Here is a 24,465-nt window from a genome sequence, read left to right on the forward strand (position 1 = left end):
TAAAAAATTTCACAGACGATGTACATTATGTATGCAATGAACGAAGCGAAGGTCACTCGATCAATAATTTAATTGATTCAATTCCTAAACGAACAAAGTTGTTTATTGCTGTAGATAGTTCAAGTAATGATACACAATCGATGAAGGCATTGGTTGATAAAGGTATTGACTGCTTAATTATTGATCATCATACCATTACTAACAATAATCCCTATGCGATTATAGTGAATCCTCAGCAAGAAGGATGTAAATATCCAAATAAAAATGCTTGTGGTGGATTACTTGTGTTCAAAGTTTGCGAGGTAATTGATGATTACATGAATACACATTATGCACATCAATTATCTGACTTGCCGGGGTTTTCATTGATGGCAGACATGATGTCAATGATAGAGTTAGAGAATAGATATTTTGCGAAACTATCCTTGAAGGGATTGCGTCATGCAGGATTAAAAGTATTATTTGCAGCTATGAACTTTGATTTAAACAACCTTTCAGCAACAGACTTCTTATACGGAGTAAGCCCTGCCGTTACAGCAGCCACGAGAGCAGACAATATTCAGTTGGCTATAGATTTTCTGATGTGCGACGAGGACAGTCCAGAGATTAAATTATTGGTTAAAGATTTGATTAGATTAAATGAAAGACGAAAAACAGTACAAGCTGAAGCATTAATTAGGTTAAAACCTTTAGTAAATGAAAACGACAAAGTTGTTATTGTTATTGATCATACTCTTGGAAAAGGTATGAATGGACTAGTAGCGCAAGAACTGTCCAGAACATATAGTAGGCCAGCAATTGTACTTGGTAATGGAGACAGTGAGGATACATATGCAGGAAGCTTTCGAGGCTTAGAAGATTTTTCAATGTTAGATATGCTTGGTGATTGCAATAGCGTTATTTATACAGGTGGACATGATGGAGCTGGTGGTCTTCAATTGTTGAAAAAAGACATTGAAGTATTACGTCAAGAGCTTAACGGAAAGCTTCAGAATTTTGTTGCAGATAATTCATTATATTATGACCTTGAATTTGACATCAATCAGGTAAACGAAAATCTAATCAACTATCTTTCTGAATTCTATCGGATCACAGGTAATAAATTCAAACAGGGTAGATTTCTTATTAAAGGGCTATTTGTGTCAGATAAGAAGTTGATTGGCCAGTCCAACAACACCGTTAAAATTGACTGCGACAAGCTTCAGCTTATGAAGTTTAAGACTGACGTAAATTACTATAAAAGTGTTCCAGTCTTTAGTGAGATTGAAGCAATTGGAACATTAAATATAAATGTATGGAAAGTTTATAGACCAAAATTCAAAGTAACTAAAACACTCCAATTATTTATAGAAGAATATAGAGAAACAAAATAAAAAGACATATAAGAACGGAGAAATATACATATGAAATTTTACGGAATCGCAGTAAACACGCAAAACAAAAACGTGGTAATCAACAATCTACCAACTGACTGTCTTGGAGCAGTAAAAAAGGCAAAACGAATCGCGACTAAAGAAGGATTAAAGTTTCAATTTGTTAAGCCTGCCGTGAATGGACAAAAAGAAGGGGCTACACTCACGAAATTTGCAGCGCAACGCAAGAATCGTAAGTCTGTAAAACGGTGATTTTATGCGTATTAAAGTGTCCGATCATGCGAGAACAAGATGTGAGCAAAGTAATGTTGGAGTGGGTCGCCTCATTAAAGAGGTGGCTGCCATTCCTAATATCGTAGGAAAGATAAGCTGGAAGACTAAATTTGGAGTAATAGTTGTCGAAAGAGTCAACGAAGGATTGTTGCTTATCAAAACGTTTATTGCTCGATTTAAATATAGAGGCAAACAATATCATAAAGGTTGTAGAACAATATAGAGGAGCCATATTAAATATTGAACAACGTATGTGAATGTAAATACAAGTTTGATGAAAAGTGAGTGTGCACCTAAATGAATAAAAATAGAAATCTTTTGATTACTATTGAAGAAGTGGTAGAGAAAAAGAATCCATCTAAACCATATATGGCAGGGGATCATGTTGCTCAAACGACATCAATTTACACGGAAATAGATCATAATAATGAAATTGTAAATATGGTTGTTGATAATACGGTTATTCATGAGGAAGATAAAAAGGAATTCGTTAGGGTCAGCAGTGAAGATAAGGAGCTTTTTAAGCGAATCTTGAATAGATATATCAAGATAAAATAATGCTTTTACACAAAAAGATAAAGCCAGAGAGGGTTTTTATATGACTGTAACTTATATATTGTTGGGATTGGTTATGCTTTTTTTGAATATTAGCGGTTATAAAAGATGGCTTGAACCCAAAGAAATATCACAACAAAAATTAAAAGAATCGATAAATGGATTAGATTCACTCATCCCAAATCCGAACTGGTTATTTTTAATTCTTACTTTCGTAGTTGGGACAATCCCTCTGACATTCTATTTTTTATCAGCAATATATTTTTCAACGAATGAATACTTATTAGCATATGGAATCTTACAATTCTTGCTTAAACTAATTAACGGTGTTTGCTTAATACTATATGCATTTAATCGTAAACCCATGAGCAGACTCTTGCTGAATAAAATTCTTTATCCAATTGATACAATTTACATTACATATTTTTTGTATAGCATTTTCTTTAAATAGCAATACAACAAACTGGGCTATGCAATCAACTAGGAGTGTTGGCTTATGCTGAGATGGAAAACACGACGATAGTGGGGATTGCACATGACTAGCAAGTGAAAAAATCTCGATTTGGGTGAGGTTAGTCAGTATACATAATGGAGGATGTTAATTTGAAGAAGATTTTTTCTATCGTATTCTTTTTATTGGGGATTGTGTCGGCAGTATATGTAGGATTCTATATTATGTTTGTCGGAGGAATAGTAGGACTAATTGATGCAGTAAGAGCCACAACAGTTGATTCATATATCATAACTATTAATATTGTTAAAATTATCTTTGCTGGCTTTGTTGGATATAGCATTTTTTATTTATCTGCGTTTATATCGACATTTATTCTTGGCAGAAAGTTAAGAAAAAGATCAAGCAAGTAAAAGATATATTTGATAAAGAAAGGAGTATGAGCGATGTCTATTAATATGGGAGATCGGTTTAAATTGATATCAACAGGACAGCGACTTGAGGTATCAGAAATAGTCACAATGTATAAGTTGTCTCCAGTAGGTGCAAAAGCACTTAGTACGCCCGCAATGACAGAGGAAGAGTTGATTGAAAATTACAAACCTATTATCGAAGAGGAGACAAACAAAATGGCTGAAAGAAATTATGGCTACAACCAAAACAAAGATTACACTGGATTTGTTTGTGAACTAACTTGGACGCTTGAAAAGACAATGGAAAAATTGAAGGAGCTGAGTATTACCCCTCCAGACGGTTGGGTTCCACATCCAGAAGGATTTGTGGTTAAAGAAGATCATCGGAATGATATGCTTATTCAGTTCTACAATATTGAAACAGATGAAGAACTCGAAGAAACATTTTGGATTAAGTTTGAAGATGCAATCTCATATTGGGCATAGGGGGAGAAAAGTGTGGAAATCATAGACCAACAAAAAAATCTTTTAAGATTGCTTAAGTTAGCCAAAGAGGATCTGGAGGAATGGATGGATTCTATCGCTGGTGACATGAGTTTTAATGCAGACGCGATTGAAGAAACTAATTCACTTGTTGCAGAAATCGAATCTGTTCTTAGTAATATTGGAGATTAACTACGTAAAAGTGAGATTTTATCTGAAAAGGAATAGGTGTATATGGGGTTAAAACCAGAACGTTTGAAAGAGATTACGGAAGCATACTACTCAGACGATGACTTATTTAAAGAAGAAATGATAGTTGAGTTAATCAACGGAGTTAATGCATTAAGAGAAGGTTTTGAATGGATCAAGTATGGTGAGGACGATTTCTATAACCAGATTTCTGAAACTGCATTTGGAGAAATAAGAAAGTTAGATCCACGTTTGAAACCTTGGGCTAGTCAAATTCAAGTTATTTACTCAACAGTAAACGAATCTTTGAATCCAAAATATTGAAGGGAATTGATAAAACTGACACTCAGTGAATTTAGGTTTGAATTACTTTGTGATGGGCATCTTGTCAACAGACATAGTGATGGTGGAAAGTACTATGGTTGGGGTAATCCGTTTGATGTATTACCTCCAGTTGGATCAATTGTTGAATATAAGACATTTAATCAAGGTAGCAATCCCCGCGAAGGAGACGGATTATTAAGTAAATATGTCGTTAAGAACTATTTGTTTACCACTGAAGAGGATTACAATCATACATATAGACACAAGGTTTGCAAAATTATCGTAGACAAAATAAATCAGTAAAAGGCGTATTTTAGAGGAAAGGAAGCGATAAAGTGAGTATAAAGGAAACCATGAAATACATAGATGATCATAAGGACGAGTACTTAGCCAAAAAACATGAGTTTGTGCATTGGTCGGACAAATATCCACATGAATTACATGCTAATGTTTTACTTCTGGATGGAAAAATTGAAAATTGGAAAGTGGGCAATATGAAAGCTGATTCTAAGCATTATCCGTTTAGCTCTTACTGGAAAGTGAACAGAATGAAGCTGGTTACAGAAGGAGACCATCAATTTTATGAATTAGGTGATTATGAAGTTAAATCATTCACTTGGACAGTCAATAACTATAAGGAACATAATGATGTATTTAATTATCATGCCTCAGAATGGTTTAAGCAGTGGGAACATGCAGATGATTACAGATTGGGGAAGGCCTATTAAGTGAATCATTTAGAGTTCAGATCTAAAGCTAAGATTGGGGAAGAAGTTTGGATTTGTGATTATCGTTATAACGATGTAGACAATAAGGCAATTCGCCATATCCCACCTAAAAAAGTTGTGGTGGTTAACAATGAAGACTTACCAAAAAATAAAAGAGTATACTATTCAGAATTTCATTTTCGAGAACTAAAAGAGAGTGGGAAACTGTCCAGCACAGTTATTGCTCCATATGATAATACTGGCTACAGGGCTTATACGGGTGTATCGCTAAATATTTTCTATGATAAAGAAGAGTGTATCAAGCACTATTTGAATCAGTGTGTTGAAAACTTGAAGCAATTTGATGATGCAAAGGTAAAGAAAAATACATATTATAGTCAGAAAATTGATGAGATCAATCAAGAAATTATGAAACTAATTTAAGGGAGACAAACAATGAGTAAATACACACTATCAAAACCTAGAAAGGAAGAGTGTGATTTCTTTAAGGTTACGATTGTTGCTGATTCTAATGATGGAGATTACATTACAACAACAAGAACATATACATCAAAACAGTTTAATGGAGCTATTGTAGATGAATTGATTGAATTAAAATTTAAATATGGTGAGTCGCATCAACTTTCGGACTGTCCACTGGGAGAGTATATCGATATTCCTTACAATGGATATGATGGTTTCTGTCACACGCTTGAATCCTTATCAGTTGTTTATATTGATGAGGATGGGTTTACTTGGGACGTTAATTTACAAGGAGGTTAGTAAAATGGACATTGTTGAAGGATTAAGAAACAAGATCAATGTACTTCAAGAGTATGTAGATGAAATCAATCAAGAAAATGAAGAGAACTACGATCCTGAAGATTGGTCTGGAGGCAATTTTGACGATTACTATGGACTGGAATTATCTCACGGTAAAAAGGTTGGCAGATTGGCAGCGTATAAAGAATTTCTGCAAATGTATGAACAGCACCAACAGCAAGAAACACAACAAAAGTGGGAAGATTGGAACAAGAAAAAGAAAGCTTTAGACAAGGAGATTGAGATTCTTATGGAACCAACACAACAGGTATTGAAAAGAAAGATAAATTAGGGGTTCTATGTATTAGTGTAGGCTATAAAAGCCGCATTTTATAAAAAAGAGACCCTTAAGGTCTCAGAATATTTTAGAGAGAGCCTTTTAGCTCGTCACGTAAAAGTTTCTCAATGTTATTGTATATGGTTGTTACTCTCTCTAAATAAGACTCAAAATTTTCCTGAGCTCTATCCATCGTAGCATTATTAGGATCTGCATTTCTTAATCTATAATAATGTCTTTTGGCTCCAATTGCATTATATGAAATATCATATAAACTATCAAATAACTCAGCCAGTTCTTCAGAGATATGAATACTAATAGATTTTTTAGACTCTTTAATACGTTCTGCTTCAATTCTACATTCTTCTGGGTTTTCACGATTGGAATTGTAAAGATTGAAAAATACTCTTACTTGTTCCCACATAGTGATAAATGCTTGATATTTATCCTTTGAAGACATATCGAACATTTTCATGCTCCTAGCCGCCTGAAATTCAAGATCTTTAATGTGAACATTCTTTTCCTTTTCCAATTCAGATTTATACTTTTCAGTATCCTTAAGTAATTCAGTTTTGAATGATTCTAACCTCTGGTCGAAGTGTTGCTTGAGATAAGCTTTACCAATAAACTTTATAGCTCCAAAACATGTGGCAGCAACTACTGGGACAGAAACTATTAAAGTTCCCCAGTCAATTGTTAGATTCATATAGCAGCACCCTTTCAATAGTAACTATATTGTATATCGGAATATATTGTAAATTTATTTACTGAAATGAAGGACAATTATTTAGAGAAGCATTAAAATCACATAAAGACAATAAGGAGTTTTATTAATGAAAAAATACAAATTAGTTGCACCGCAAGCAGAAGAATTAAATAATTTTGTTGTTACTATTGTTGCCGACTCGAATGACGCAGACTACATTACAGAGACCGCTAAGTACAATGCCGAGGAATTTAACACAGAAGTGATTAATGAACTCATTGAATTGAAAAATAATTACAGTGGATATCACCAACTTAGTGACTGTCCGTTGGGTGAATATATCACAATTCCCTTTAATGGATGTGATGGCTATTGTCACTCATTAGAATCGTTACAGATAAAGTATGTGGATGGTGCAGGTTTTACTTGGGATGTTGAACTGAATTGATCAAAGTCAAATTTTATCAAGAGAAAGGGTGAGTGTGATGAATTTTTATGTAGACTTCGTTTCTGATTTGAACAGATATAGTGACTTTATTGTAGAGAGTGAGGGATATACTCATTTACTAATAAATAGAGGCACGGGAGGGCATACCTATGCCACAACTTCAGATATTGAACACCTTAGACAAAAATATCCTAACTGCGAGTTTGAGGTTGATGCAGATGATCGAGTACTGAAAAAAGTGAAAATGCTAGTGGCTAAAGTTGATAAACTCGAAGATATTCCCGAAATTGCTAAAAGTCACAATTGCACTCTTACCATTGCAGGAACACAGTACTATAAATATAAAAATGAATTAATTTATAGTTTGTATATTGAAGATGAAACATCGGTTTAATTTTGAATGAAATGCACATTTGAAGGGGGGATATGAGATGGACTTTAACAAAAAGTTGATGTTTGAATATAAGAATTATAAAGGTGAAGTGAGTCTGAGACATGTGTATCCTCAAGGTATCCGCTATGGGTCTACAGAATGGCACCCAGAAGAACAGTGGTTACTTAAAGCTTGGGATTATGCTAAAGGAGATTATCGAGAGTTTGCAATGAAAGACATCTTAGAATTCATGTAAAATGTACCTTTTACAAATAGTAGACTAAAATAAATAAATAATTAAAATACAATTGACTTATTCTTTATAAATGAATATAATGAAATTACAATAAAGAAGGAGGTGAGCAAAACGGAACAGATAAGCGGTACAATTCACCACTTGTTATTTGTAGCTTCAATAGCTTATCCTGTTGGTACATATCCTCGAAGGTGGGATGAGTAATGGGTAAAGAAACCACTGAGCTATTAAGAAATGTTGCTAAGCTAAATGAATCGATAGAAAGACTGAATAAGAGTCTTGATAGTTTAACAAAAGCACGAATCAGTTTAGAAAAAGCTCAAAGAGATAAGATAGATTTTATAAATGAACGAATGGGGCATATCAATATCAAGAGATGGATTGAAAAAAATGGACGTAAGTGATGAATTGGCTCAAATACTCGTTAGTTGTTTTATGTGTGATATAGGCACTGAGCAAGAAAAAAAGCTGCATGAAGATAATTATGTAAAGAAGAAACTTAAACAGTATTTGGGCAAGAAGGATTTTGATAAGTATGATGGACTAAAGGAACAGATTTGGAAGGACGCTTGGAGAGAGTTTGATAAAGTAGTGTCAAACAAAAATACATAAAAGAGGACAACTTAATATGAATGATGAATTGAAGAGATTTATTGTTGAGGATATGTTGCCTCGTGAAGTCGAAGCTTTGACTATTGCTGCTGATACATTATATCTAAAGAGAGATAAAGATAGGGAGTATTTAGATGACTGGTGGCTCGTGGTTAGAGCATTGCTAGGAGAAAGAGTAGAGGAATTTAGAAATTGTCGGATTGTAAATGAATTATATAATTATTTAAATCATAGACAGGAAAATGAGGAGGTAAGGAAACGTGAATTATGGTATTAGAGATATCATTGAGCTGCATGTGTTTGATGAGGCTGGAAATTTTATTTCAACTATCAATACCCTGAAAAAAGGGAGCATAAGTGTAGCAAATAGAACGATCAGAGTTAAAGATGCTCTGTTGAATGGCGACATGCTCAAGTTTCTAAATAAATCGGAAGACACGAAGTCAGATTATGATAAGTTCTTTAGTAAAACTCAAAATTGTGAAACTATAGTTTTTAATCGTAGAGTTGTTAATTGCAAACTTATAGCTGAAGGCTTTTATAGAAAACAAGAAAATCAAAAAGATGTATTAGTACAATATGAAATGCCAAAGTGCAGTATTGTAAGTGCTTATAACTTCAACCATTCTTATATGGGCGATGCAGATGATTTTGATTATGTATTTGAAATAAAAGAGTTTAATGAAAAAGGCGATTTATTCAAGCTTCATATTGAGAAGTAATACATAGCATTTTAGATAAAACAGTTCTTTTACCCAAAGACAAAGGAGTCAGTATAAAATTGAAATTAACTATGAATAGCCTGATTCAGAACTTTGAAGATGCTAATGCCAATGAAGCATCATTTGTAGGAGTCAGAATTAAAATGGATGGTTTCGCAGACGAAGAGGTAATCATCAACGGGAAGAATAACTTTAAAACCAAGCTTGAATACTATAAAAATACTTACGATGAGAACTTAAATCATAAATTTGCAAAAGGCATTAGTATTTCTGGTTTTACTTATGGTTATAGCTATAGCGACATTCAAAGTGATTTACTTTAATTAATGGAGTTGATACATACGCAACACAATAAGAGCGATATATATAAGTTAGGCGAAGGAATTATTTCAGGGACAAATGAAGACATAACAAAAGAAAATGCAAATCTTAATGGTGAATCATACAGTGGAAAAATGAATAGATTTGGTTCTGAATTCAGTAAGCTTTATGCTCGAAATATTGTACTACCCGAAAGACTGGTAAAGGCAATAGATGAAGGATATGTTTACGTACATGATTTAGATCATTACGCAGTTGGGACACACAACTGCATATTTATTCCCTTTGATAAGTTATTAGCAAATGGATTTGAAGTTAGTGATAAAGGCTCTGTAAGATCACCAAACTCAATCATGACTGCAATGGCTCAAGCAGCTATTATTTTTCAATGTCAACAGAATAGCCAATACGGAGGTTGTGGAGCTTCAAAATTTGACTGGGATTTAGCTCCATATGTAACTAAGTCATTTAAAAAGCATTTTAGAAAAGGACAAAAGTACTTTAATGAGTTTTATACAGAAGTCGAAGATGATCAACTGTATCTAGATAATACAGAACTTAGCAAGGTATTTCCGAAATCATATACATATGCAATAGAAGAAACAAAGATTGAGACATATCAAGCGTCTGAGAGTTTGATTCATAATCTTAATACAATGGCATCTCGTGCTGGAGGTCAAGTGCCATTTACCAGCGTCACATTTGGTTTATGCACTTCAACTGAAGGAAGGTTAATCTCAGATTCACTATTAACAGCATCAATAAATGGGTTGGGACACTCAGAGACGGCGATCTTCCCTCAACTTATTTTTCAATGTAAAAAAGGAATAAATCAGAATGATGGAGAGCCTAATTATGATTTATTCATGAAAGCACTCGAATGTTCAAGCAAACGTCTCTTTCCGAATTTCTGCAATGTAGATGCAGACTTCAATCTTCAATATTACGATCCCAACAAGCCAGATACAGCAATTGCAACTATGGGTAAATAAATCTACTGCTCATATAAAACCTGTCTAAACGGGGAAACCTAAGTCAAAAAATGATATGGCAATCCCGTGCTAAATAATATTGGTGTTTGTCCTTAAGACCCATTATTTAAATGCCTAGAGACTATCGAAAGCACATCTTTAGATGGAAGTGAGTAGAGTAGGTTCCAAGAGGAATCCAAAAGATAGGGGCAGCAATGCCAAGAGATAGTCCGATACTCATAGAAATGTGAGGACATATGGATTCGATATGTCATATAAACTATTTGTGTAGAACACGTGTAATATCTAATCGTTTTGGAGAGCCTTCTCAGTCTGGTCGGGGCAATCTTTCTTTTAATTCTATAAACCTTGCGAAGCTCGGAATCGAATATGGAATAGTCAATGGTCGTGAAGAAAGAGATATTGATGGTTTTATGGACAAATTGGACGAAGTTCTTGATGTAGCTCTCGAAGGTTTAATTCATCGTTATAATATTCAGTGTGAACAGCCAGCTAAGGCAAGTGACTTTATGATGCAGAATGGCTCTTGGATTGGTGGAGAGAAACTAAGACCAAATGAGAAGATTGGTGATTTACTTCGTAATGGTTCAATTAGCATTGGATTTGTGGGGCTAGCTGAATGCCTTAAAGCGCTATTTGGAGTCCATCACGGTGAAAGTCCAAGTGCTTGGAAAGTGGGATACAGTATCATTTATTACATCAAAGATTATTGTGATAAAAAATCTGATGAATATGATATGAATATCACTTGCTTCGCTACTCCAGCAGAAAGCCTAGCAGGTAAGTTTGCAAAATTACTTCAAGATCAATATGGAAAAATTGAGGGTGTAACGGATAGAGACTATCTAACAAACTCTTTTCATGTGCCAGTCTATTATGAGATTAAAGCATACGAAAAAATTGAGCGCGAAGCTCCTTTTCACAAATTAACTAATGCAGGACACATTTCTTATGTTGAACTGGATGGAAATGCAAGGAACAACCTGCAAGCATTTAAGAGAATTGTTCAATATGCACTAAGTAAAAACATGGGTTATTTCAGCGTCAATCATCCTATAGACAAATGTTTATCTTGTAATTTTGATGGAGTGATAAATAAAGAATGTCCTATTTGTGGAGAGAGTGATGAAGAGAATATCTCACGGATTCGTAGGGTTACAGGATATTTAGTCGGTAATCTGAATCGTTTCAATTCTGCAAAGAGAGCAGAAGAAAAAGATAGACTAAAACATAAATGATTGTATGGGTGGGCGGTAGGGCATAAGGAGGTTTAAATGCGAGAAGAAAAATGTTGATTATATATGATTCACTGACTGGTAATGTGGAGCGATTTACAAAGAAACTTGAAATGAAATGCGTAAAGATCGTTGAAGGATTAATTGTTGATGAACCTTACGTATTAATCACTTACACGACTGGATTTGGGCAGGTTCCATTGTCAGTTGAGAAGTTCCTAAGAAAAAACAATGTCAATTTAAAAGGTGTCATTGGTAGTGGAAATATGAACTGGGGCAGTTATTATAATGGTGCCGCAAAGAAAATATCAGAACAATATGAAACACCTCTTATTCATACATTTGAATTATCGGGTAACTTAAATGACATTGAAAAGGTGAAACTGGAGGTAACAAATATTGTCTAATAGAATAGCCAAACACATCGAGTTAAACAATCAAATAATGATTCAAAATAATGGACAGTATCAATTTGAAAAGGATAAAGAGGCTGTAAAAACATATTTCATTGAACACATTAATCAAAATACAGTTTTCTTTCACAACTTAAAAGAAAAGTTGGACTACCTTATAGAGAATGACTACTATGAGGAAGAGTTCTTAAATAAATATACATATAAAGAAACTAAGAATATTTATGATATTGCATATGCAAAGAAATTCAGATTCCCTTCATTTATGAGCGCTTTTAAATTCTACAATGATTATGCTCTTAAAACAAACGACAAGAAAAAAATACTTGAGCGCTATGAAGATCGCGTAGCAATCGTGGCCCTTTATCTTGCAAATGGAAATTATAAAAAGGCAAAAAAGTTAGTTACAGCGTTAATTAATCAAGAATTGCAACCAAGCACACCTTCTTTTTTAAACGCTGGACGCAAAAGAAGAGGAGAACTTGTTTCTTGTTTTCTTATGGAAGTTGGAGATTCGTTGAATGATATTTCAAAAGCAATTGAGACATCAATGCAACTATCCAAACTTGGTGGAGGTGTATCGCTTTCTCTTACCAAGATTAGAGCAAAAGGAGAAGCAATTAAAGGTGTAGAAAATGCGACAAAAGGTGTCGTAGGCGTTATGAAGCTGCTGGACAACGCGTTTAGATATGCCGATCAGATGGGGCAAAGACAAGGTTCTGGTGCTGTATACCTCAATGTCTTCCATGCTGACATTAATGACTTTTTAGACACAAAAAAAATCTCAGCAGATGAAGATGTTCGAGTGAAAACTTTATCTGTTGGTGTTGTAATTCCAGATAAATTTATTGAACTCGCTAGGGATGATAGAGACACATATGTATTTTATCCTCATACGGTATTTAAAGAATATGGTGTTCATTTAGATGATATGGATATAAATGAAATGTACGATAAGTTAGTCGAAAATCCCAGAATAAGAAAAGATAAAATCAATCCTCGAAAATTACTAGAAAAAATGGCATCTCTACGATTTGAATCTGGTTATCCATATATGATGTTCGAGGATAACGTAAATGCAGTTCATGCACTCAAAAAAATAGGTAAAGTAAAATTCAGCAATCTTTGTGTTGAAATTCAACAATTAACAAAAGTATCTCAATACAATGACTATGACGAAGAAGATATCTTAGGTATGGACGTTTCATGTAATTTAAGCTCATTGAATATAGTGAATGTTATGGAAAATAAATCGATTCAGGAAACTGTTGAAATTGCGATGGATGCTTTAACAGAGGTGGCTGAACGAACTTCAATTAAAAATGCACCAGCTATTCGTTTGGCAAATGATTTAATGGCATCTGTAGGATTGGGGGCAATGAATCTTCATGGGTTCTTGGCTAAAAATAAAATTGCCTATGAAAGTGAACAAGCCAGAGATTTCGTAAACACATTTTTTATGATGGTTAATTACTATTCGCTAAAGAGATCTATGGAGATTGCGCAAGAGACTGGGAAAAAGTTTTACCGTTTTGAAGACAGTGAATATGCATCGGGAAAATACTTTGAAAAGTATACTACTCAGGATTATGCACCTAAAACTGACAAAGCAATAACTCTCTTTGATGGTATCTATATCCCTACAATCCAAGATTGGCAGTCGTTATGCGATGCTGTTATGAAATATGGCTTAAGAAACGCATATCGTTTAGCAATTGCTCCTACTGGAAGCATTTCTTATGTTCAGTCGTCAACTGCTTCGGTGATGCCCATTATGGAAAAAATCGAACAACGTACATATGGGAACTCTAAGACTTATTATCCAATGCCTTACCTTTCACCTGAAACGTGGTTTTTCTATAAAGAAGCATATGATATGGATATGTTCCGTGTTGTTGATATGATTGCAACGATCCAAGAGCATATCGACCAAGCTATTAGCTTTACTTTATTTATGAAAGACACTCACACTACAAGAGATTTAAACAGAATTGATTTATATGCCCACCATAAAGGCATCAAGACATTATATTATGCGCGTACTAAAGACACTTCCAGAGACGATTGTTTGTCTTGTTCGGTTTAATTGGAAAGGAAATGATGATATGAATAAGATATATGATGCGGCTGATTGGTCAATTCAAGAAGATTCGTTTACTCAAATGTTTTACAATCAAAACACAAGACAGTTTTGGCTTCCGGAAGAAATAAGTTTAAACGGAGATCTTCTTACTTGGAAGTCCATGAGTGTCGCTGAAAAAGATACATACAAAAAGGCTCTTGCTGGCTTAACATTATTAGATACGGAACAAGGAAATACAGGAATGCCCACGATTACAGCACTTGTTAAAGGACATCAGAGAAAAGCAGTTCTTAACTTTATGGCTATGATGGAGAATGCAGTACATGCGAAATCATATTCCAATATCTTTATGACACTTGCTTCCTCTGAAGATATAAAATTGTTATTTGAATGGGTAAAAGAAAATAAATACTTGCAGAAGAAAGCTTCAATTATTGTTGATGTTTACAACGGTGCTAAACAGGATGATGAAATCTCGTTATATAAGGCAATGGTTGCATCGGTTTATCTCGAAAGCTTCCTATTTTATAGTGGATTTTATTATCCATTACTGTGCTATGGTCAGGGACGATTAATGCAAAGTGGAGAGATCATTAACTTAATAATCCGTAGAATTGCGGCTTAGCATAGCAATATGTTATGAAAAACTCTTCTTTATCATGGGAACCCCTAACGTAAAGACGAGGGCAATCATGAGGGAAGCATTGTGTGAAAATATGGGAAGCTACTGATGGATATGTTTGGTGATATTCATCAGATGGTTTTTCTCACAATGAACCTGCAACGACCATCGAAACCTCATAGGAAGTAGAGTACACCGTAAGCGATTGACGGTGGAAATGGAGAGTCACCTAAACGGTGAGTGATATGGTCTGATCTATGTAGAAATACATAGCAGTCGCTATAGACGCATTGAGCATAGCGAACTCAATGGAACATAAATGGATGAAGCGATACATGGTGCATACATCGGTTTACTTGCTCAAGAAATTTACAATAAGCAATCTGACGTAACAAAGAAAGAATTATCTACTTTTGCATTAAATCTATTGATTAAACTATATGACAATGAGCTGAATTATACTGAAGATATTTATGATTCTGTTGGATTAACTCACGATGTTAAAAAGTTCCTTAGGTATAATGCAAATAAAGCACTCCAGAACATCGGTTTTGATCCTTATTTTGAATATGAAGAAGTAAATCAGATCGTAATTAATGGACTGGATACAAAAACCAAGTCTATGGACTTTTTTTCATTAAAAGGGAACTCATATCAAAAGGCCAATACAGAATCATTACGAGATGAAGATTTTTATTTTATAGAATAAATGAAACAATAAAAGGGAGCAACTATACATATGAAAAAAAATAACAAGCAAGTAAAACAACCATTTTATAATATCGGTGAAAAAGTTTACATCAAGCCGCTTAAGGTAAAAGGTGTTGTTAAGGGGCAACTAAATGGTCTTACTGTCGTTACATACTTCATTAAAGATAAAAGACGTACAAATAAGTTCGAAACGCAAATGCTCAGAAAATATAAGGATAAGCAGACTTCTACTAATGATGGATTTATTAAGATTGATTTAAACGGAAACCTTCATCTTAAGAATGTAAAGATTCAAAATGATAGCCATGCTAGTGATTTCTTCAAGGTACGTGAATTTCAAAAGGCATTTAATTGCCCTGCTCCAGATGTGCCAACTATCCTGTCAGATAAATTGGCAATCAATCGTGCCTCTTTTATTCTTGAGGAAGTGATTGAGTTGTTGTATGCTACTGCTGGTAACAAAGAGAGATTCGATAAGTTTTTTGCTGAATTAGTCCTGAACGCCGAGGAAACCTACGATAAACAACTTACTAAGCCTTTTCCTGAAGATCGTCTAATTGGACAAATTGATGCTCTTACTGACATCAAGTATTTTGCTGAAGGTGGATTTGTTGAGACTTCTGTTATTCCAGATAAAATTTTTGATTTAGTACATCAAGCAAACATGTCTAAAATTTTCCCTGATGGTAAGCCACACTACAATGAAGTAGGTAAGGTAATTAAGCCTGAAGGCTGGGAAGCTCCAGAACCTAAGATTGAAGAAGAAGTAAAACGACAAATTAAGCTTGGTGCAAAACGGTTTAACTAGTATAATCTTGGGCGGTGGTAATTCCACTGCCTTTATTTATGAAAAGGAGAGGATAAAATGTCATCCGTTGATAATCAATATTTAGCTCTTGTAAGAGATATTCTAGAGAATGGATACGAAGATACCAATAGAACAACAGATCGTAGCAAAAAAGTGTTTGGAAAAGTATTACGATTCAATCTTGCTGAAGAGTTCCCTCTTCTTACACTTAAATTCACTGGATATAAAACATTAACTAAAGAAATGCTATGGATTTATCAGCAGGGTTCGAACGATGTTCAATGGTTAAATGATAGAGGTATTAAGATTTGGGATGAATGGAAGTTGCCTGATGGTACTATCGGTGAAGCTTATGGCGCTCAAATCAAAAAGCATAATCAAATCAATAAGTTGATTGACGAACTTAAAAACAACCCTCAATCTAGAAGAATGGTTATTGATTTGTGGGCAGTTGCCGATTTGGATAAAATGTCGTTAACTCCTTGTATGTTCAATCATATTGCCGATGTGAATGACGGTAAGTTAAACTGGCATACAACTATTAGATCTTCTGATGTTGCTTTAGGCTTACCCTACAATATAGCTCAGACAGCCATTTTGGTGCATATGATTGCCCAAGTAGCAGGTTTACAAGTTGGAGAATTGATGATAGCAATAACTAATGCTCATCTGTATGAACAGCACTATGAGCCTATTAAGGAAATCTTTAACCGTACATCGTATCCTGCCCCTAAGTTGTGGCTTGATCCAACAGTAACAGACTTTCATGAATTTGATGTGGATAAACACGTAAAGGTGCTTGATTATCAATCGCACCCATCCATTAAAATGCGAGTATCGGTATGAGCATTATAATTATAGCTGCGCTTGATAAGAATGGGTTGATAGGTAACGGTAATAGACTCCCGTGGAAAATTAAAGCCGATATGGACTTTTTTAAAGCACAAACTACAGGAAATAACGTTGTAATGGGAAGAAAAACATATGAGAGTATTGGAAAACCACTTAATAACAGAACTAACATTATACTCACGAAAAACATGAAATATAAAGCAAATGGATGTGAAGTCTTTAACAATATAGATGATATCTTGAAATTCGCAAAAGAGTCTTCTAAGGAAACTTTTATAATAGGTGGCAAAGAAGTCTATGAGTTATTTATTCCTTATTCGGATAAAATGATACTAACTCATATCGAGGGAGAGTTTAGTGGGGACACTTTTTTTCCACTATATGATCATCGCAGATGGAGAGAGATTAATTGTATTGAGGTTGAAGCAGAAGAATCTAGTGGCTATCCAATAAGAATTGTTCACTATGAAGTAAATAAATAAAAATAATGAAATACCTATATACAAAAATAAATAAATATGATAATATGAGTACAGGTTAAACGAAGCCTGTACTTTTTTTTAATAGGAGGTGGTTGAAATGAAAAACATCCACAACAAAGGGAGTGACGATATACGTTTTCCCTCATTGTAAATATAGCTCCAACAATAATTCTGGGGTTAATACTGAAATACGGTAAGTATTGGTTCAGGGAAGATTACAAGCAAATCAATACTAAAATAAACAGAGAAGCAATATTTAATTCATTTTGTTTCGCCATTATGGGATACTCTGCTCTAACCAAACTTTCATCATTGTTTATTATTCAGCAGCCAACTGCACATCTTCAAACGCCAATTATGTATATATACGCTATAATTTTTAGCCCGATAGCAGAAGAATTAATTTGTAGAAAGTATCTATTCACGAAACTACATAAGAAATATAACTTTTGGATTGCTTCAATACTAAGTTCTGTTTTATTTGCTTTACCGCATTGGAATCTAGTAGGTTTCCTTGGTTACGTATTTATTGGTGTGATATGGAGCCACTATTACAATAAGACAAATAACATACTGGTTCCAATTTGCAGTCACTTATTGTTCAATTACTTTGTCATTTTATTTATGTCACTGAGAGGATGAAAAAACATGCAATTAAGTCATGAAGCACAAACACTGCTGGATATCTGTTGGGTTGATGGTGATCCTAGATCAACAACATTTATTATTGGAGAAAAGACAAATTTTAAAGGTATAGAATTTAAGCCTAACGAAAAACGTATAATGAATTATTGGAATATCAGTCCAGCTCTCCAAGACCATATAAGATTGAGAAGTTTGGCAAGTTCGTTAATCTCACGGGAAGGAAGGTGAATTAAATTTGATTCAAAACATTATACAAAAGATATTTTGGAGTAAAGCATTTGAGGAAATCAGAGAAGGACATAGGAAAATGTGCTATGAACTAGGCATTAAAGATGGTCAGGATGAATTTGATAATAATAATAAATTCTATAAGGAGTTTGCTGAAGCATATAACAATGAATCAATCATATTAAATTAAATAATACATAGGAGAACAGTTGAATGAAAGTAAGTAACAGAGTTATTGAGCAGTTTAAAGTGTGTTGTCCAATTAGTTATTTAAAGTGTGATTCAATCACTGATGTTGAATACAAAATTAAAAGGGCAGTTACATTGGGAAGGAAATTTGCTGAATATGAAGGCAGAAAATATATTCAGTACTATCATCTTCAGTTTACGGTACAAAACGGCAAAGTAATTGATTTAACTAAAGATTATAATAAATACATAGAAGTTAGCGAGAATGTAAAAAACGCATATGATCGATTAGAAGGAAAGTTGCTTGTGTAACTCTTCGTAAAAGCCGTCTTTTATCAAGATGATATATTCATATAACTTTGTATTAATAATACTAATAGGAGGATAAATATAATGAGTAAAGTGATTTTTGGAGCTAATAAAGAAATGGTTGGGATGTATGTAGATCAAGTGTTAGAAAAATATAATGACAGTTTAATGGTCTTGGCTCCACCTTCAGGGATGATTAGCACTTACGCGCCATCTAAGAAAGGAAAGAACAAGGGCTATTACCGAGTCAAACTTGAAGTTTGGATTCCTGAAGATGCAATTAAGGGTGAAGACGCATTAAATGATTTTGGCGCAGCCATTATAATGAGATTGCCCAAAAATAGAATTGCAGATCATTTGAAGTGAACTACGCAAACAATTAAGGAGATGATTCAATGAAAAGTAGTGTGGATTGTGAACTGATTAGTGTTTCACTTAGTAGTGAAAATTATTTTGGGAAAGCTGATGAACTTAATGGAAGTGCAAAAATTAAAGTTGATATCTCGATGGGGAAATTATTTGGAAAGACATTGGAGTGTTCAGAAACAGAATATATCAGTCTGTCAATGTTCTCTAAGGGAATTCAACAAAAAGCAATAGAATTGTTTGAACAAATTAAAATAGAAATTAAGAACGAGATAAAAATCTAATTTTATTAAGATGAGGGGGGTACAATGTTATGAACGAATTAGAATTATTACTGTTGAAAATGTGGAAAGATTGTGGCATTGAACAAATTTATAAATATAAAAATCGGATCAATGCATATCGGGAGTCTTTACCTAATAGAGAGTTATTCTATGACTTAACCTATCAACTATTTAAAGATGTTGAAGACATAGCGGATTATGAGCATTCAAGTCCTGAAGAATATAAGGTAGAGGTCGAAAACTTGATTAAAAGTAGAAAGGAGTTTGCAAAGCAATGAGTTACTTAGAAGTTACTATGCGTGGATTGTCCAATATGCTCTACAACATCTCGCAAAACCCAAGCAAAGAGAATTGTAATGTCATGTTGGACAGCATTAAACGAACGCTTGTTGACTATAATGAAGCGGGTGGAAATATCAGTATAATAGACTTTAGAGAAAAGGAGAATTCTAGTGAAAAAAATTGAGGTGGGGCAAACCTTATATGTGAATATAAGAGGCTTTTTATTCAAAGACGAAAATCTCAAAGAATTTACCGTTCAAAAAATAAATTCATCAAGCGTGTATGTAACCCAAGAAGGCGATAAGCATCCTATCAGATTAGATAAGAAAACATTAACTAATAACAGCGGAATATTGGGTTGTTATAAGGCATATGTTGACCCAAACGATTATTGGAATAATATCAATCAAACAAAAGAAAAACAAGGGCTTGTTAGCAGCATCAGCAACAAACTTGGAACATTGAATATTGAGCAATTAAAAGAAATTGAACTTTTGATTAATAAAAAAAGTCTGTAAAAGTCTAGTTTTATTCAGAAAGGGATGTAATTAGGATGGATAATTTATATAAGGAATATTTTAAAGACCAGAAGTATCGGAAATCCTTTATCAAATGGATGAAATATTACTATGAAACTGAAATGTATGATCGTAGTGTATGCAATGGCATTGATAAGTTTGGCAATGCAGCGCCAATTAGTGGAGATGAGTATAAATTGATTAATCAAAATGCTAAACGACTAATGAATATTTTGGTTCGAGAATTAAGAGATAATGATATTGACGAAGAAACTTGGAAGAGAGCAAGGAATATGGCTTCAAGATTGTCACACGAACAACTAAAGAAGACATTAAAAGAATTTAGAATCCTGTAAATTACCTGTTTTATTGAAAGGAAGAGTGAAACTTGAGTAAATACGAACTGAGTTTATCAAAAGACTATGTTCCTGACTGGACACTTGTAGATGCCATTCGTGAACTATTTCAAAATGCTCTCGATCAGCAAACGATATCAGATGACAATAAAATGTTTTTCGAATTTGATGCCGAAGCACAAGCACTACATATTGGAAACAAGTCTTCTGTCCTAAATGTGAAAACTCTCCTGCTTGGCTCTTCATCTAAACGTGACGATCCAAATACAATTGGTCAATTTGGAGAAGGGTATAAAATTGCTACACTAGTGTTGACCCGACTAAATAAACCAGTGACCTTTTATAACTATGGTGCGAAAGAAGTTTGGAAGCCGAGATTTGTTAATAGTCGTCGTTATGGCGAAGAAATACTAACTTTTTTCGTTGATAAGAAATATCCTTGGGAAAAAGTGCCTGATAACAATCTAACTATTATCATTGAGAATATCACTAATCAAGAGTATCAGGATATTGTAGAATCTGATCTTCATTTGCAGGAAGTTGGAAAAATAATTGAAAGCAGTTTTGGACGAATACTTGAGGAAGAAAAGTATAAAGGTAAAGTGTTTGTTAATGGGTTGTTTGTATGCAATTACAGTGAGTATACGCAAGGATATGATTTCAAACCTGAGTACATAAAGATTGATAGAGATAGAAAGTTGGCAGACTCATTTGAATTAAAATGGCTATCCTCTAGGATGTTGAGTGGTGTTAACTCCAATAAGACTGTTGATATGATCAAGAACAGTTCTCCAGATGTTCAATATATTACAAGTGCTTATGCAACCAATGCAAACAACAAACTTAGAGAGATTGTAGATAATGTTTATGATGATTTCAGAAATGAACATGGCGAAAATGCCATTCCTGTTTCAAATCAAGAGGAATACACAGAAGTATCGAAATCTGCAAAGTATAGACCAGTTTATGTTTCATCGTCTCATGCAATTGCAATTAAAACAAGTCACAAATATGTGAAGCCTGCTCTAGAACCAGAAAAGAAAGAATCGGTAAATAAAAGACTCGTTTCATGGTTAGACAGTCACAAACAAAGCTTATCCAAAAAAGCAATTAAGCAGCTCGAAGAGATTATAGAAGACGTTGTTGAATAATTGAAAATAATAGATAAAAGGAGTAATTAATAATGACACTAGAAAATAGTATTAAGGATGTAATTTCTAAAAAACTTGAGGATGGAACGGTTGAAAAACTTATTGAACAGCAACTAGAGAAAGGAGTGGTTAACGCTCTTGAAAACTTGTTCAGATCCTACGGAGATGTCACCAAAATTATTGAAGAGAAAGTGAAATCGGTTATGGTTCCATATCTTGAGTCTTATGATTATTCAAAATACATAATTAAACTAGACAGTTGTTCTGGTTGACGTTCTTCAAAATTCAACACTTGAGAATAAACAACTACTTCAGAATTTTAAAAGTATCATGACAACTGACAATGTAGATAAGCAAATGAATGTCTCAAGCCTGTATGAAAAGTGGATGGATTATGTTGCTGAGAATATTGATACAGGTAAGCTTGAAGTTAATTATGATGATGGTATCAGTTATGAATATGCTCAAGTGAGTTTAGAAGTGGAATACGATGAAAGTAGAAGTTGGAGTATTTATGAGTACGCAAACCTAGTCTTTGAATGTAAGAAAGATGAGGAAATGAATCAATCTATCAGATTGTATCGATGGAAGGAGAGCAGAGATAAAGGGTGGGATATTGAACACCATGGAATCATGGACTTGAAGTCACTAAGACACTTGAATAATTTCGAATTGTTATTGATGAGTTTGACCCAAAACCACATTAAACTGACCATCGATACAGAATCTGAATCAGATGATGTTGACGTAAAGGCAGAGCCAGAAGCAACTTTTAGCTAATACATATTGTTGTAAAACACTTGTTTTATAGAGAGGAGGGAATTCTTATTCTTAAATTGTTCTGTGATCACCAATGGGAAACAAACGACCGCAAACATGAAGAAATGATTACTTACGGAATTGTAAAAAAATCTGGAATGAAACGGCATATGATTTGCACCAAGTGTGGCAAATATAAATCTGTATGGGTATACATTGACTACATTAGGAAGGGGTAATACATATCAGAACATTAGCAGTTAGTGATCCGCATGGATGTAATGACGAATTTAATTCATTATTGAAAAAAGCAAAGTACAATCCTTCTCAGGATAAACTCATTCTACTTGGAGATTATGTTGATCGAGGACAGAAGAGTAGGCAGATGGTTGAGCAAGTAATGCAACTTCGTAATGAATGGGGTGTAATTGCTCTCAAGGGGAATCATGACGATATGTTTGTGGCTGCAATAAATAATGAAATTGAAGAATTAGATGCCCAATGGCTTAATAATGGTGGATTTCAAACTATAGAGAGTTATTGTGGGATTAGTTTTTTTGAAGAAGGATTTGAATGGGAACAATACATAAAAGCAAAAGAGTTTATTAGGAAGCATTATCAGCATCACATTGATTTTTTAGAGTCGCTGCCTTTATATCATGAAACAGATAAATACATATTCGTTCACGCTGGAGTTAATCCTTTTTATGAAGACTGGCGAAATCAACCTGAGAGTGACTTCATTTGGATTAGAGATATATTCTTTAACAATAAGACTGGATTAGAGAAGAAGATTGTATTTGGTCATACACCCTGCATCCATTTACATGATAGAGAAGATATTTGGTTTGATCCAAAAGGCGATAAGATTGGAATTGATGGAGCCTGTGCTTACGGACTACAGATGAACCTGCTTGAAATTACTGAAGAAGGAACATACATAGAACATTGTGTGCGTAGAGGCGAAATACATGATTAACAAGACTTTAAATTATAAAAGAGATCCTAACTTGAACAATGAAGAGTTGATTAAAGAGGCAAAGCTAACAAACAATAAAGAACTTAGAGATAAGATTATAAATAATAATATTCCATTTGTTAAAAGCCTAGCTGACCGTTGGTATAAACGAGGAGTCCGGGAAGAGTTTGATGATCTATTGGGTATGGGAATGGTAGCACTAATGAAGGCTTATAATACATATGACACGAACAAGAATATTAAATTTACTTCATATCTTGGAAAAGTGGTATGGAAAGAATTTATGGCACATTCCAGATATAAAAGCATGAAATGTCGAAGTAAGTTCTCCAGTATTAGTTTCAATGAAACCCTTCATAAATCGAAAGGCACAGATGAAGAAAAACTGCTTGCTGAGGTTATTTCAAATGACAGTCACCTAGATTATCTGACAGTCGAGGATGAAATGTTCAATACACATTTAGTTAAACAAATGGATGCATTGTTGGCGAAGAAGGAAAGAGTTGTTGCTGACAAGTACTTTTTTGAAGGGAAAAGCATATCGGAAATTGGAGTTGAACTTGGTGTGTCGCGTCAGGCAGCGCATCAAGCTTTTCAAAGAACAATAAAACGACTGAAACCAATCTATACTAATTGGGAAGTGGTTTAATTGAACAGAAAACAACTTTTAACCTTCACTATTAACTTATTAACTATAATGACTGCTTGCGGTCTAGTAGGTGCAATTTATGGTCTGATTTATCCTCAAACTACAACCCCTTGGTTTTGGTTTGGATTCTCTGGAGTTTGTTTATTAGGTGTTGTTTTAGATTATTTAGACTATCGAAAATTGAAGTAAAACTCATATTTTATAAAGGAGACAGTTAATTTAGTGGATAAAGGTTTATACAAATATA

The 24,465-nt window shown here is 34.0% G+C and carries 44 protein-coding genes and 3 pseudogenes; 46 read left to right on the top strand and 1 reads right to left on the bottom strand.

Translation table 11 applies throughout. From position 1 onward, the window contains the following. Positions 1 to 17: 17 nt before the first annotated feature. The 13 genes and pseudogenes from G7035_RS27485 to G7035_RS20690 form a co-directional block, all read left to right on the top strand. Positions 18 to 257, top strand: a pseudogene (locus G7035_RS27485) (DHH family phosphoesterase); the annotation flags it as partial. Positions 258 to 875: 618 nt separating this feature from the next. Then, a complete protein-coding gene (locus G7035_RS27995; protein ID WP_445648552.1) occupies positions 876 to 1,373 on the top strand; it encodes a hypothetical protein in 498 nt (165 codons plus the stop codon). A 30-nt stretch (positions 1,374 to 1,403) separates the two neighbouring features. Continuing rightward, positions 1,404 to 1,625, top strand: coding sequence for a hypothetical protein (locus G7035_RS20640; protein ID WP_019687576.1), 222 nt, complete (start codon positions 1,404 to 1,406; stop codon positions 1,623 to 1,625). 318 nt (positions 1,626 to 1,943) lie between these two features. Then, positions 1,944 to 2,204, top strand: coding sequence for a hypothetical protein (locus G7035_RS20645; RefSeq protein WP_019687574.1), 261 nt, complete (start codon positions 1,944 to 1,946; stop codon positions 2,202 to 2,204). A 600-nt stretch (positions 2,205 to 2,804) separates the two neighbouring features. Beyond that, positions 2,805 to 3,065, top strand: a complete 261-nt coding sequence (locus tag G7035_RS20650; protein ID WP_019687572.1) for a hypothetical protein — start codon at positions 2,805 to 2,807, stop codon at positions 3,063 to 3,065. A 33-nt stretch (positions 3,066 to 3,098) separates the two neighbouring features. After that, positions 3,099 to 3,551, top strand: coding sequence for a hypothetical protein (locus tag G7035_RS20655; RefSeq protein WP_019687571.1), 453 nt, complete (start codon positions 3,099 to 3,101; stop codon positions 3,549 to 3,551). A 12-nt stretch (positions 3,552 to 3,563) separates the two neighbouring features. Then, entirely contained in the window at positions 3,564 to 3,740 is a 177-nt protein-coding gene (locus G7035_RS20660; RefSeq protein WP_019687570.1) for a hypothetical protein, read from the top strand. 42 nt (positions 3,741 to 3,782) lie between these two features. Beyond that, on the top strand, positions 3,783 to 4,061 hold the full coding sequence (locus G7035_RS20665) for a hypothetical protein (protein ID WP_019687569.1): 279 nt from the start codon (positions 3,783 to 3,785) through the stop codon (positions 4,059 to 4,061). Positions 4,062 to 4,067: 6 nt separating this feature from the next. After that, positions 4,068 to 4,364 (top strand): hypothetical protein, encoded by a 297-nt coding sequence (locus G7035_RS20670; RefSeq protein ID WP_196478878.1) that lies wholly within the window; start codon positions 4,068 to 4,070, stop codon positions 4,362 to 4,364. Between the two features lie 32 nt (positions 4,365 to 4,396). Next, complete coding sequence (locus G7035_RS20675) at positions 4,397 to 4,789, top strand: hypothetical protein (RefSeq protein WP_019687568.1); 393 nt, start codon at positions 4,397 to 4,399, stop codon at positions 4,787 to 4,789. Beyond that, a complete protein-coding gene (locus G7035_RS20680) occupies positions 4,790 to 5,212 on the top strand; it encodes a hypothetical protein (protein ID WP_019687567.1) in 423 nt (140 codons plus the stop codon). It abuts the gene before it with no gap. Between the two features lie 12 nt (positions 5,213 to 5,224). Further along, positions 5,225 to 5,551 (top strand): hypothetical protein, encoded by a 327-nt coding sequence (locus tag G7035_RS20685; RefSeq protein WP_019687566.1) that lies wholly within the window; start codon positions 5,225 to 5,227, stop codon positions 5,549 to 5,551. A gap of 4 nt (positions 5,552 to 5,555) precedes the next feature. Continuing rightward, complete coding sequence (locus G7035_RS20690) at positions 5,556 to 5,882, top strand: hypothetical protein (protein WP_019687565.1); 327 nt, start codon at positions 5,556 to 5,558, stop codon at positions 5,880 to 5,882. A 73-nt stretch (positions 5,883 to 5,955) separates the two neighbouring features. Here the strand turns inward: G7035_RS20690 and G7035_RS20695 are convergent, their stop codons facing one another. Continuing rightward, positions 5,956 to 6,573, bottom strand: coding sequence for a hypothetical protein (locus G7035_RS20695; protein WP_019687564.1), 618 nt, complete (start codon positions 6,571 to 6,573; stop codon positions 5,956 to 5,958). A 127-nt stretch (positions 6,574 to 6,700) separates the two neighbouring features. On the opposite strand from G7035_RS20695, the gene G7035_RS20700 reads away from it, so the two are divergent. The 33 genes and pseudogenes from G7035_RS20700 to G7035_RS20855 all read left to right on the top strand — a co-directional run bounded on the left by G7035_RS20700 (position 6,701) and on the right by G7035_RS20855 (position 24,407). Then, on the top strand, positions 6,701 to 7,021 hold the full coding sequence (locus tag G7035_RS20700) for a hypothetical protein (RefSeq protein ID WP_019687563.1): 321 nt from the start codon (positions 6,701 to 6,703) through the stop codon (positions 7,019 to 7,021). A 37-nt stretch (positions 7,022 to 7,058) separates the two neighbouring features. Beyond that, a complete protein-coding gene (locus G7035_RS20705) occupies positions 7,059 to 7,415 on the top strand; it encodes a hypothetical protein (protein WP_019687562.1) in 357 nt (118 codons plus the stop codon). A 37-nt stretch (positions 7,416 to 7,452) separates the two neighbouring features. Then, the gene (locus tag G7035_RS20710) at positions 7,453 to 7,650 is read left to right on the top strand and encodes a hypothetical protein (RefSeq protein WP_019687561.1); all 198 of its coding nucleotides are present in this window, start codon (positions 7,453 to 7,455) and stop codon (positions 7,648 to 7,650) included. A gap of 203 nt (positions 7,651 to 7,853) precedes the next feature. Further along, positions 7,854 to 8,054, top strand: a complete 201-nt coding sequence (locus G7035_RS20715) for a hypothetical protein (protein WP_019687560.1) — start codon at positions 7,854 to 7,856, stop codon at positions 8,052 to 8,054. After that, positions 8,041 to 8,262, top strand: coding sequence for a hypothetical protein (locus G7035_RS20720; protein ID WP_019687559.1), 222 nt, complete (start codon positions 8,041 to 8,043; stop codon positions 8,260 to 8,262). The genes G7035_RS20715 and G7035_RS20720 overlap by 14 nt, the downstream gene beginning before the upstream one ends. A gap of 16 nt (positions 8,263 to 8,278) precedes the next feature. Next, the gene (locus G7035_RS20725; protein WP_019687558.1) at positions 8,279 to 8,539 is read left to right on the top strand and encodes a hypothetical protein; all 261 of its coding nucleotides are present in this window, start codon (positions 8,279 to 8,281) and stop codon (positions 8,537 to 8,539) included. Next, on the top strand, positions 8,523 to 8,984 hold the full coding sequence (locus G7035_RS20730) for a hypothetical protein (protein WP_019687557.1): 462 nt from the start codon (positions 8,523 to 8,525) through the stop codon (positions 8,982 to 8,984). The genes G7035_RS20725 and G7035_RS20730 overlap by 17 nt, the downstream gene beginning before the upstream one ends. Positions 8,985 to 9,055: 71 nt before the next feature. Further along, complete coding sequence (locus G7035_RS20735; RefSeq protein ID WP_230877797.1) at positions 9,056 to 9,307, top strand: hypothetical protein; 252 nt, start codon at positions 9,056 to 9,058, stop codon at positions 9,305 to 9,307. 3 nt (positions 9,308 to 9,310) lie between these two features. After that, a pseudogene (gene nrdD, locus G7035_RS20740) lies at positions 9,311 to 10,291 on the top strand (anaerobic ribonucleoside-triphosphate reductase); the annotation flags it as partial. A gap of 242 nt (positions 10,292 to 10,533) precedes the next feature. Continuing rightward, positions 10,534 to 11,535: an anaerobic ribonucleoside-triphosphate reductase gene (nrdD, locus tag G7035_RS20745; RefSeq protein ID WP_049789231.1), complete on the top strand. Its 1,002-nt coding sequence runs from the start codon at positions 10,534 to 10,536 to the stop codon at positions 11,533 to 11,535. A 50-nt stretch (positions 11,536 to 11,585) separates the two neighbouring features. Further along, the gene (gene nrdI / locus G7035_RS20750; RefSeq protein ID WP_019687555.1) at positions 11,586 to 11,939 is read left to right on the top strand and encodes a class Ib ribonucleoside-diphosphate reductase assembly flavoprotein NrdI; all 354 of its coding nucleotides are present in this window, start codon (positions 11,586 to 11,588) and stop codon (positions 11,937 to 11,939) included. Between the two features lie 37 nt (positions 11,940 to 11,976). Continuing rightward, positions 11,977 to 14,031 (top strand): class 1b ribonucleoside-diphosphate reductase subunit alpha, encoded by a 2,055-nt coding sequence (gene nrdE / locus G7035_RS20755; protein WP_049789346.1) that lies wholly within the window; start codon positions 11,977 to 11,979, stop codon positions 14,029 to 14,031. A gap of 19 nt (positions 14,032 to 14,050) precedes the next feature. Beyond that, positions 14,051 to 14,638, top strand: a pseudogene (locus G7035_RS20760) (ribonucleotide-diphosphate reductase subunit beta); the annotation flags it as partial. 331 nt (positions 14,639 to 14,969) lie between these two features. Beyond that, a complete protein-coding gene (locus G7035_RS20765; protein ID WP_049789229.1) occupies positions 14,970 to 15,359 on the top strand; it encodes a ribonucleotide-diphosphate reductase subunit beta in 390 nt (129 codons plus the stop codon). 30 nt (positions 15,360 to 15,389) lie between these two features. Next, entirely contained in the window at positions 15,390 to 16,169 is a 780-nt protein-coding gene (locus G7035_RS20770; RefSeq protein WP_019687553.1) for a pyrophosphohydrolase domain-containing protein, read from the top strand. 57 nt (positions 16,170 to 16,226) lie between these two features. Continuing rightward, a complete protein-coding gene (gene thyA, locus G7035_RS20775) occupies positions 16,227 to 17,015 on the top strand; it encodes a thymidylate synthase (protein WP_019687552.1) in 789 nt (262 codons plus the stop codon). Continuing rightward, positions 17,012 to 17,503: a dihydrofolate reductase gene (locus tag G7035_RS20780; RefSeq protein WP_019687551.1), complete on the top strand. Its 492-nt coding sequence runs from the start codon at positions 17,012 to 17,014 to the stop codon at positions 17,501 to 17,503. The genes thyA and G7035_RS20780 overlap by 4 nt, the downstream gene beginning before the upstream one ends. 357 nt (positions 17,504 to 17,860) lie before the next feature. Continuing rightward, complete coding sequence (locus tag G7035_RS27935) at positions 17,861 to 18,145, top strand: CPBP family intramembrane glutamic endopeptidase (protein ID WP_374983852.1); 285 nt, start codon at positions 17,861 to 17,863, stop codon at positions 18,143 to 18,145. Between the two features lie 6 nt (positions 18,146 to 18,151). Next, complete coding sequence (locus G7035_RS20790; protein ID WP_019687550.1) at positions 18,152 to 18,376, top strand: hypothetical protein; 225 nt, start codon at positions 18,152 to 18,154, stop codon at positions 18,374 to 18,376. A 7-nt stretch (positions 18,377 to 18,383) separates the two neighbouring features. After that, entirely contained in the window at positions 18,384 to 18,566 is a 183-nt protein-coding gene (locus G7035_RS20795) for a hypothetical protein (protein ID WP_019687549.1), read from the top strand. 23 nt (positions 18,567 to 18,589) lie between these two features. After that, the gene (locus tag G7035_RS20800; protein WP_019687548.1) at positions 18,590 to 18,877 is read left to right on the top strand and encodes a hypothetical protein; all 288 of its coding nucleotides are present in this window, start codon (positions 18,590 to 18,592) and stop codon (positions 18,875 to 18,877) included. A gap of 81 nt (positions 18,878 to 18,958) precedes the next feature. After that, on the top strand, positions 18,959 to 19,240 hold the full coding sequence (locus G7035_RS20805; RefSeq protein WP_019687547.1) for a hypothetical protein: 282 nt from the start codon (positions 18,959 to 18,961) through the stop codon (positions 19,238 to 19,240). A 29-nt stretch (positions 19,241 to 19,269) separates the two neighbouring features. After that, entirely contained in the window at positions 19,270 to 19,524 is a 255-nt protein-coding gene (locus G7035_RS20810; RefSeq protein WP_019687546.1) for a hypothetical protein, read from the top strand. Positions 19,525 to 19,553: 29 nt separating this feature from the next. Then, on the top strand, positions 19,554 to 19,802 hold the full coding sequence (locus G7035_RS20815) for a hypothetical protein (protein ID WP_019687545.1): 249 nt from the start codon (positions 19,554 to 19,556) through the stop codon (positions 19,800 to 19,802). After that, on the top strand, positions 19,799 to 19,990 hold the full coding sequence (locus G7035_RS20820; protein WP_019687544.1) for a hypothetical protein: 192 nt from the start codon (positions 19,799 to 19,801) through the stop codon (positions 19,988 to 19,990). The genes G7035_RS20815 and G7035_RS20820 overlap by 4 nt, the downstream gene beginning before the upstream one ends. Then, a complete protein-coding gene (locus G7035_RS20825; protein ID WP_019687543.1) occupies positions 19,977 to 20,324 on the top strand; it encodes a beta barrel domain-containing protein in 348 nt (115 codons plus the stop codon). The genes G7035_RS20820 and G7035_RS20825 overlap by 14 nt, the downstream gene beginning before the upstream one ends. 35 nt (positions 20,325 to 20,359) lie before the next feature. Next, on the top strand, positions 20,360 to 20,680 hold the full coding sequence (locus G7035_RS20830) for a hypothetical protein (RefSeq protein WP_019687542.1): 321 nt from the start codon (positions 20,360 to 20,362) through the stop codon (positions 20,678 to 20,680). Positions 20,681 to 20,712: 32 nt separating this feature from the next. Further along, a complete protein-coding gene (locus G7035_RS20835) occupies positions 20,713 to 21,831 on the top strand; it encodes a hypothetical protein (RefSeq protein ID WP_019687541.1) in 1,119 nt (372 codons plus the stop codon). Between the two features lie 32 nt (positions 21,832 to 21,863). After that, positions 21,864 to 22,103: a hypothetical protein gene (locus G7035_RS27845; RefSeq protein WP_308736881.1), complete on the top strand. Its 240-nt coding sequence runs from the start codon at positions 21,864 to 21,866 to the stop codon at positions 22,101 to 22,103. A 58-nt stretch (positions 22,104 to 22,161) separates the two neighbouring features. Further along, the gene (locus tag G7035_RS27850; protein ID WP_308736880.1) at positions 22,162 to 22,611 is read left to right on the top strand and encodes a hypothetical protein; all 450 of its coding nucleotides are present in this window, start codon (positions 22,162 to 22,164) and stop codon (positions 22,609 to 22,611) included. A 280-nt stretch (positions 22,612 to 22,891) separates the two neighbouring features. Then, positions 22,892 to 23,569 carry a metallophosphoesterase gene (locus G7035_RS20845; RefSeq protein WP_230877798.1) on the top strand — a complete coding sequence of 226 codons (678 nt, stop codon included), beginning with the start codon at positions 22,892 to 22,894 and terminating at the stop codon, positions 23,567 to 23,569. After that, complete coding sequence (locus G7035_RS20850; protein WP_019687539.1) at positions 23,562 to 24,218, top strand: sigma-70 family RNA polymerase sigma factor; 657 nt, start codon at positions 23,562 to 23,564, stop codon at positions 24,216 to 24,218. Before G7035_RS20845 ends, G7035_RS20850 begins: the two co-directional genes overlap by 8 nt. Next, positions 24,219 to 24,407, top strand: a complete 189-nt coding sequence (locus tag G7035_RS20855; RefSeq protein WP_147288166.1) for a hypothetical protein — start codon at positions 24,219 to 24,221, stop codon at positions 24,405 to 24,407. Positions 24,408 to 24,465: the final 58 nt, after the last annotated feature.

The organism is Paenibacillus polymyxa (assembly GCF_015710975.1).
Taxonomy (GTDB): domain Bacteria; phylum Bacillota; class Bacilli; order Paenibacillales; family Paenibacillaceae; genus Paenibacillus; species Paenibacillus polymyxa.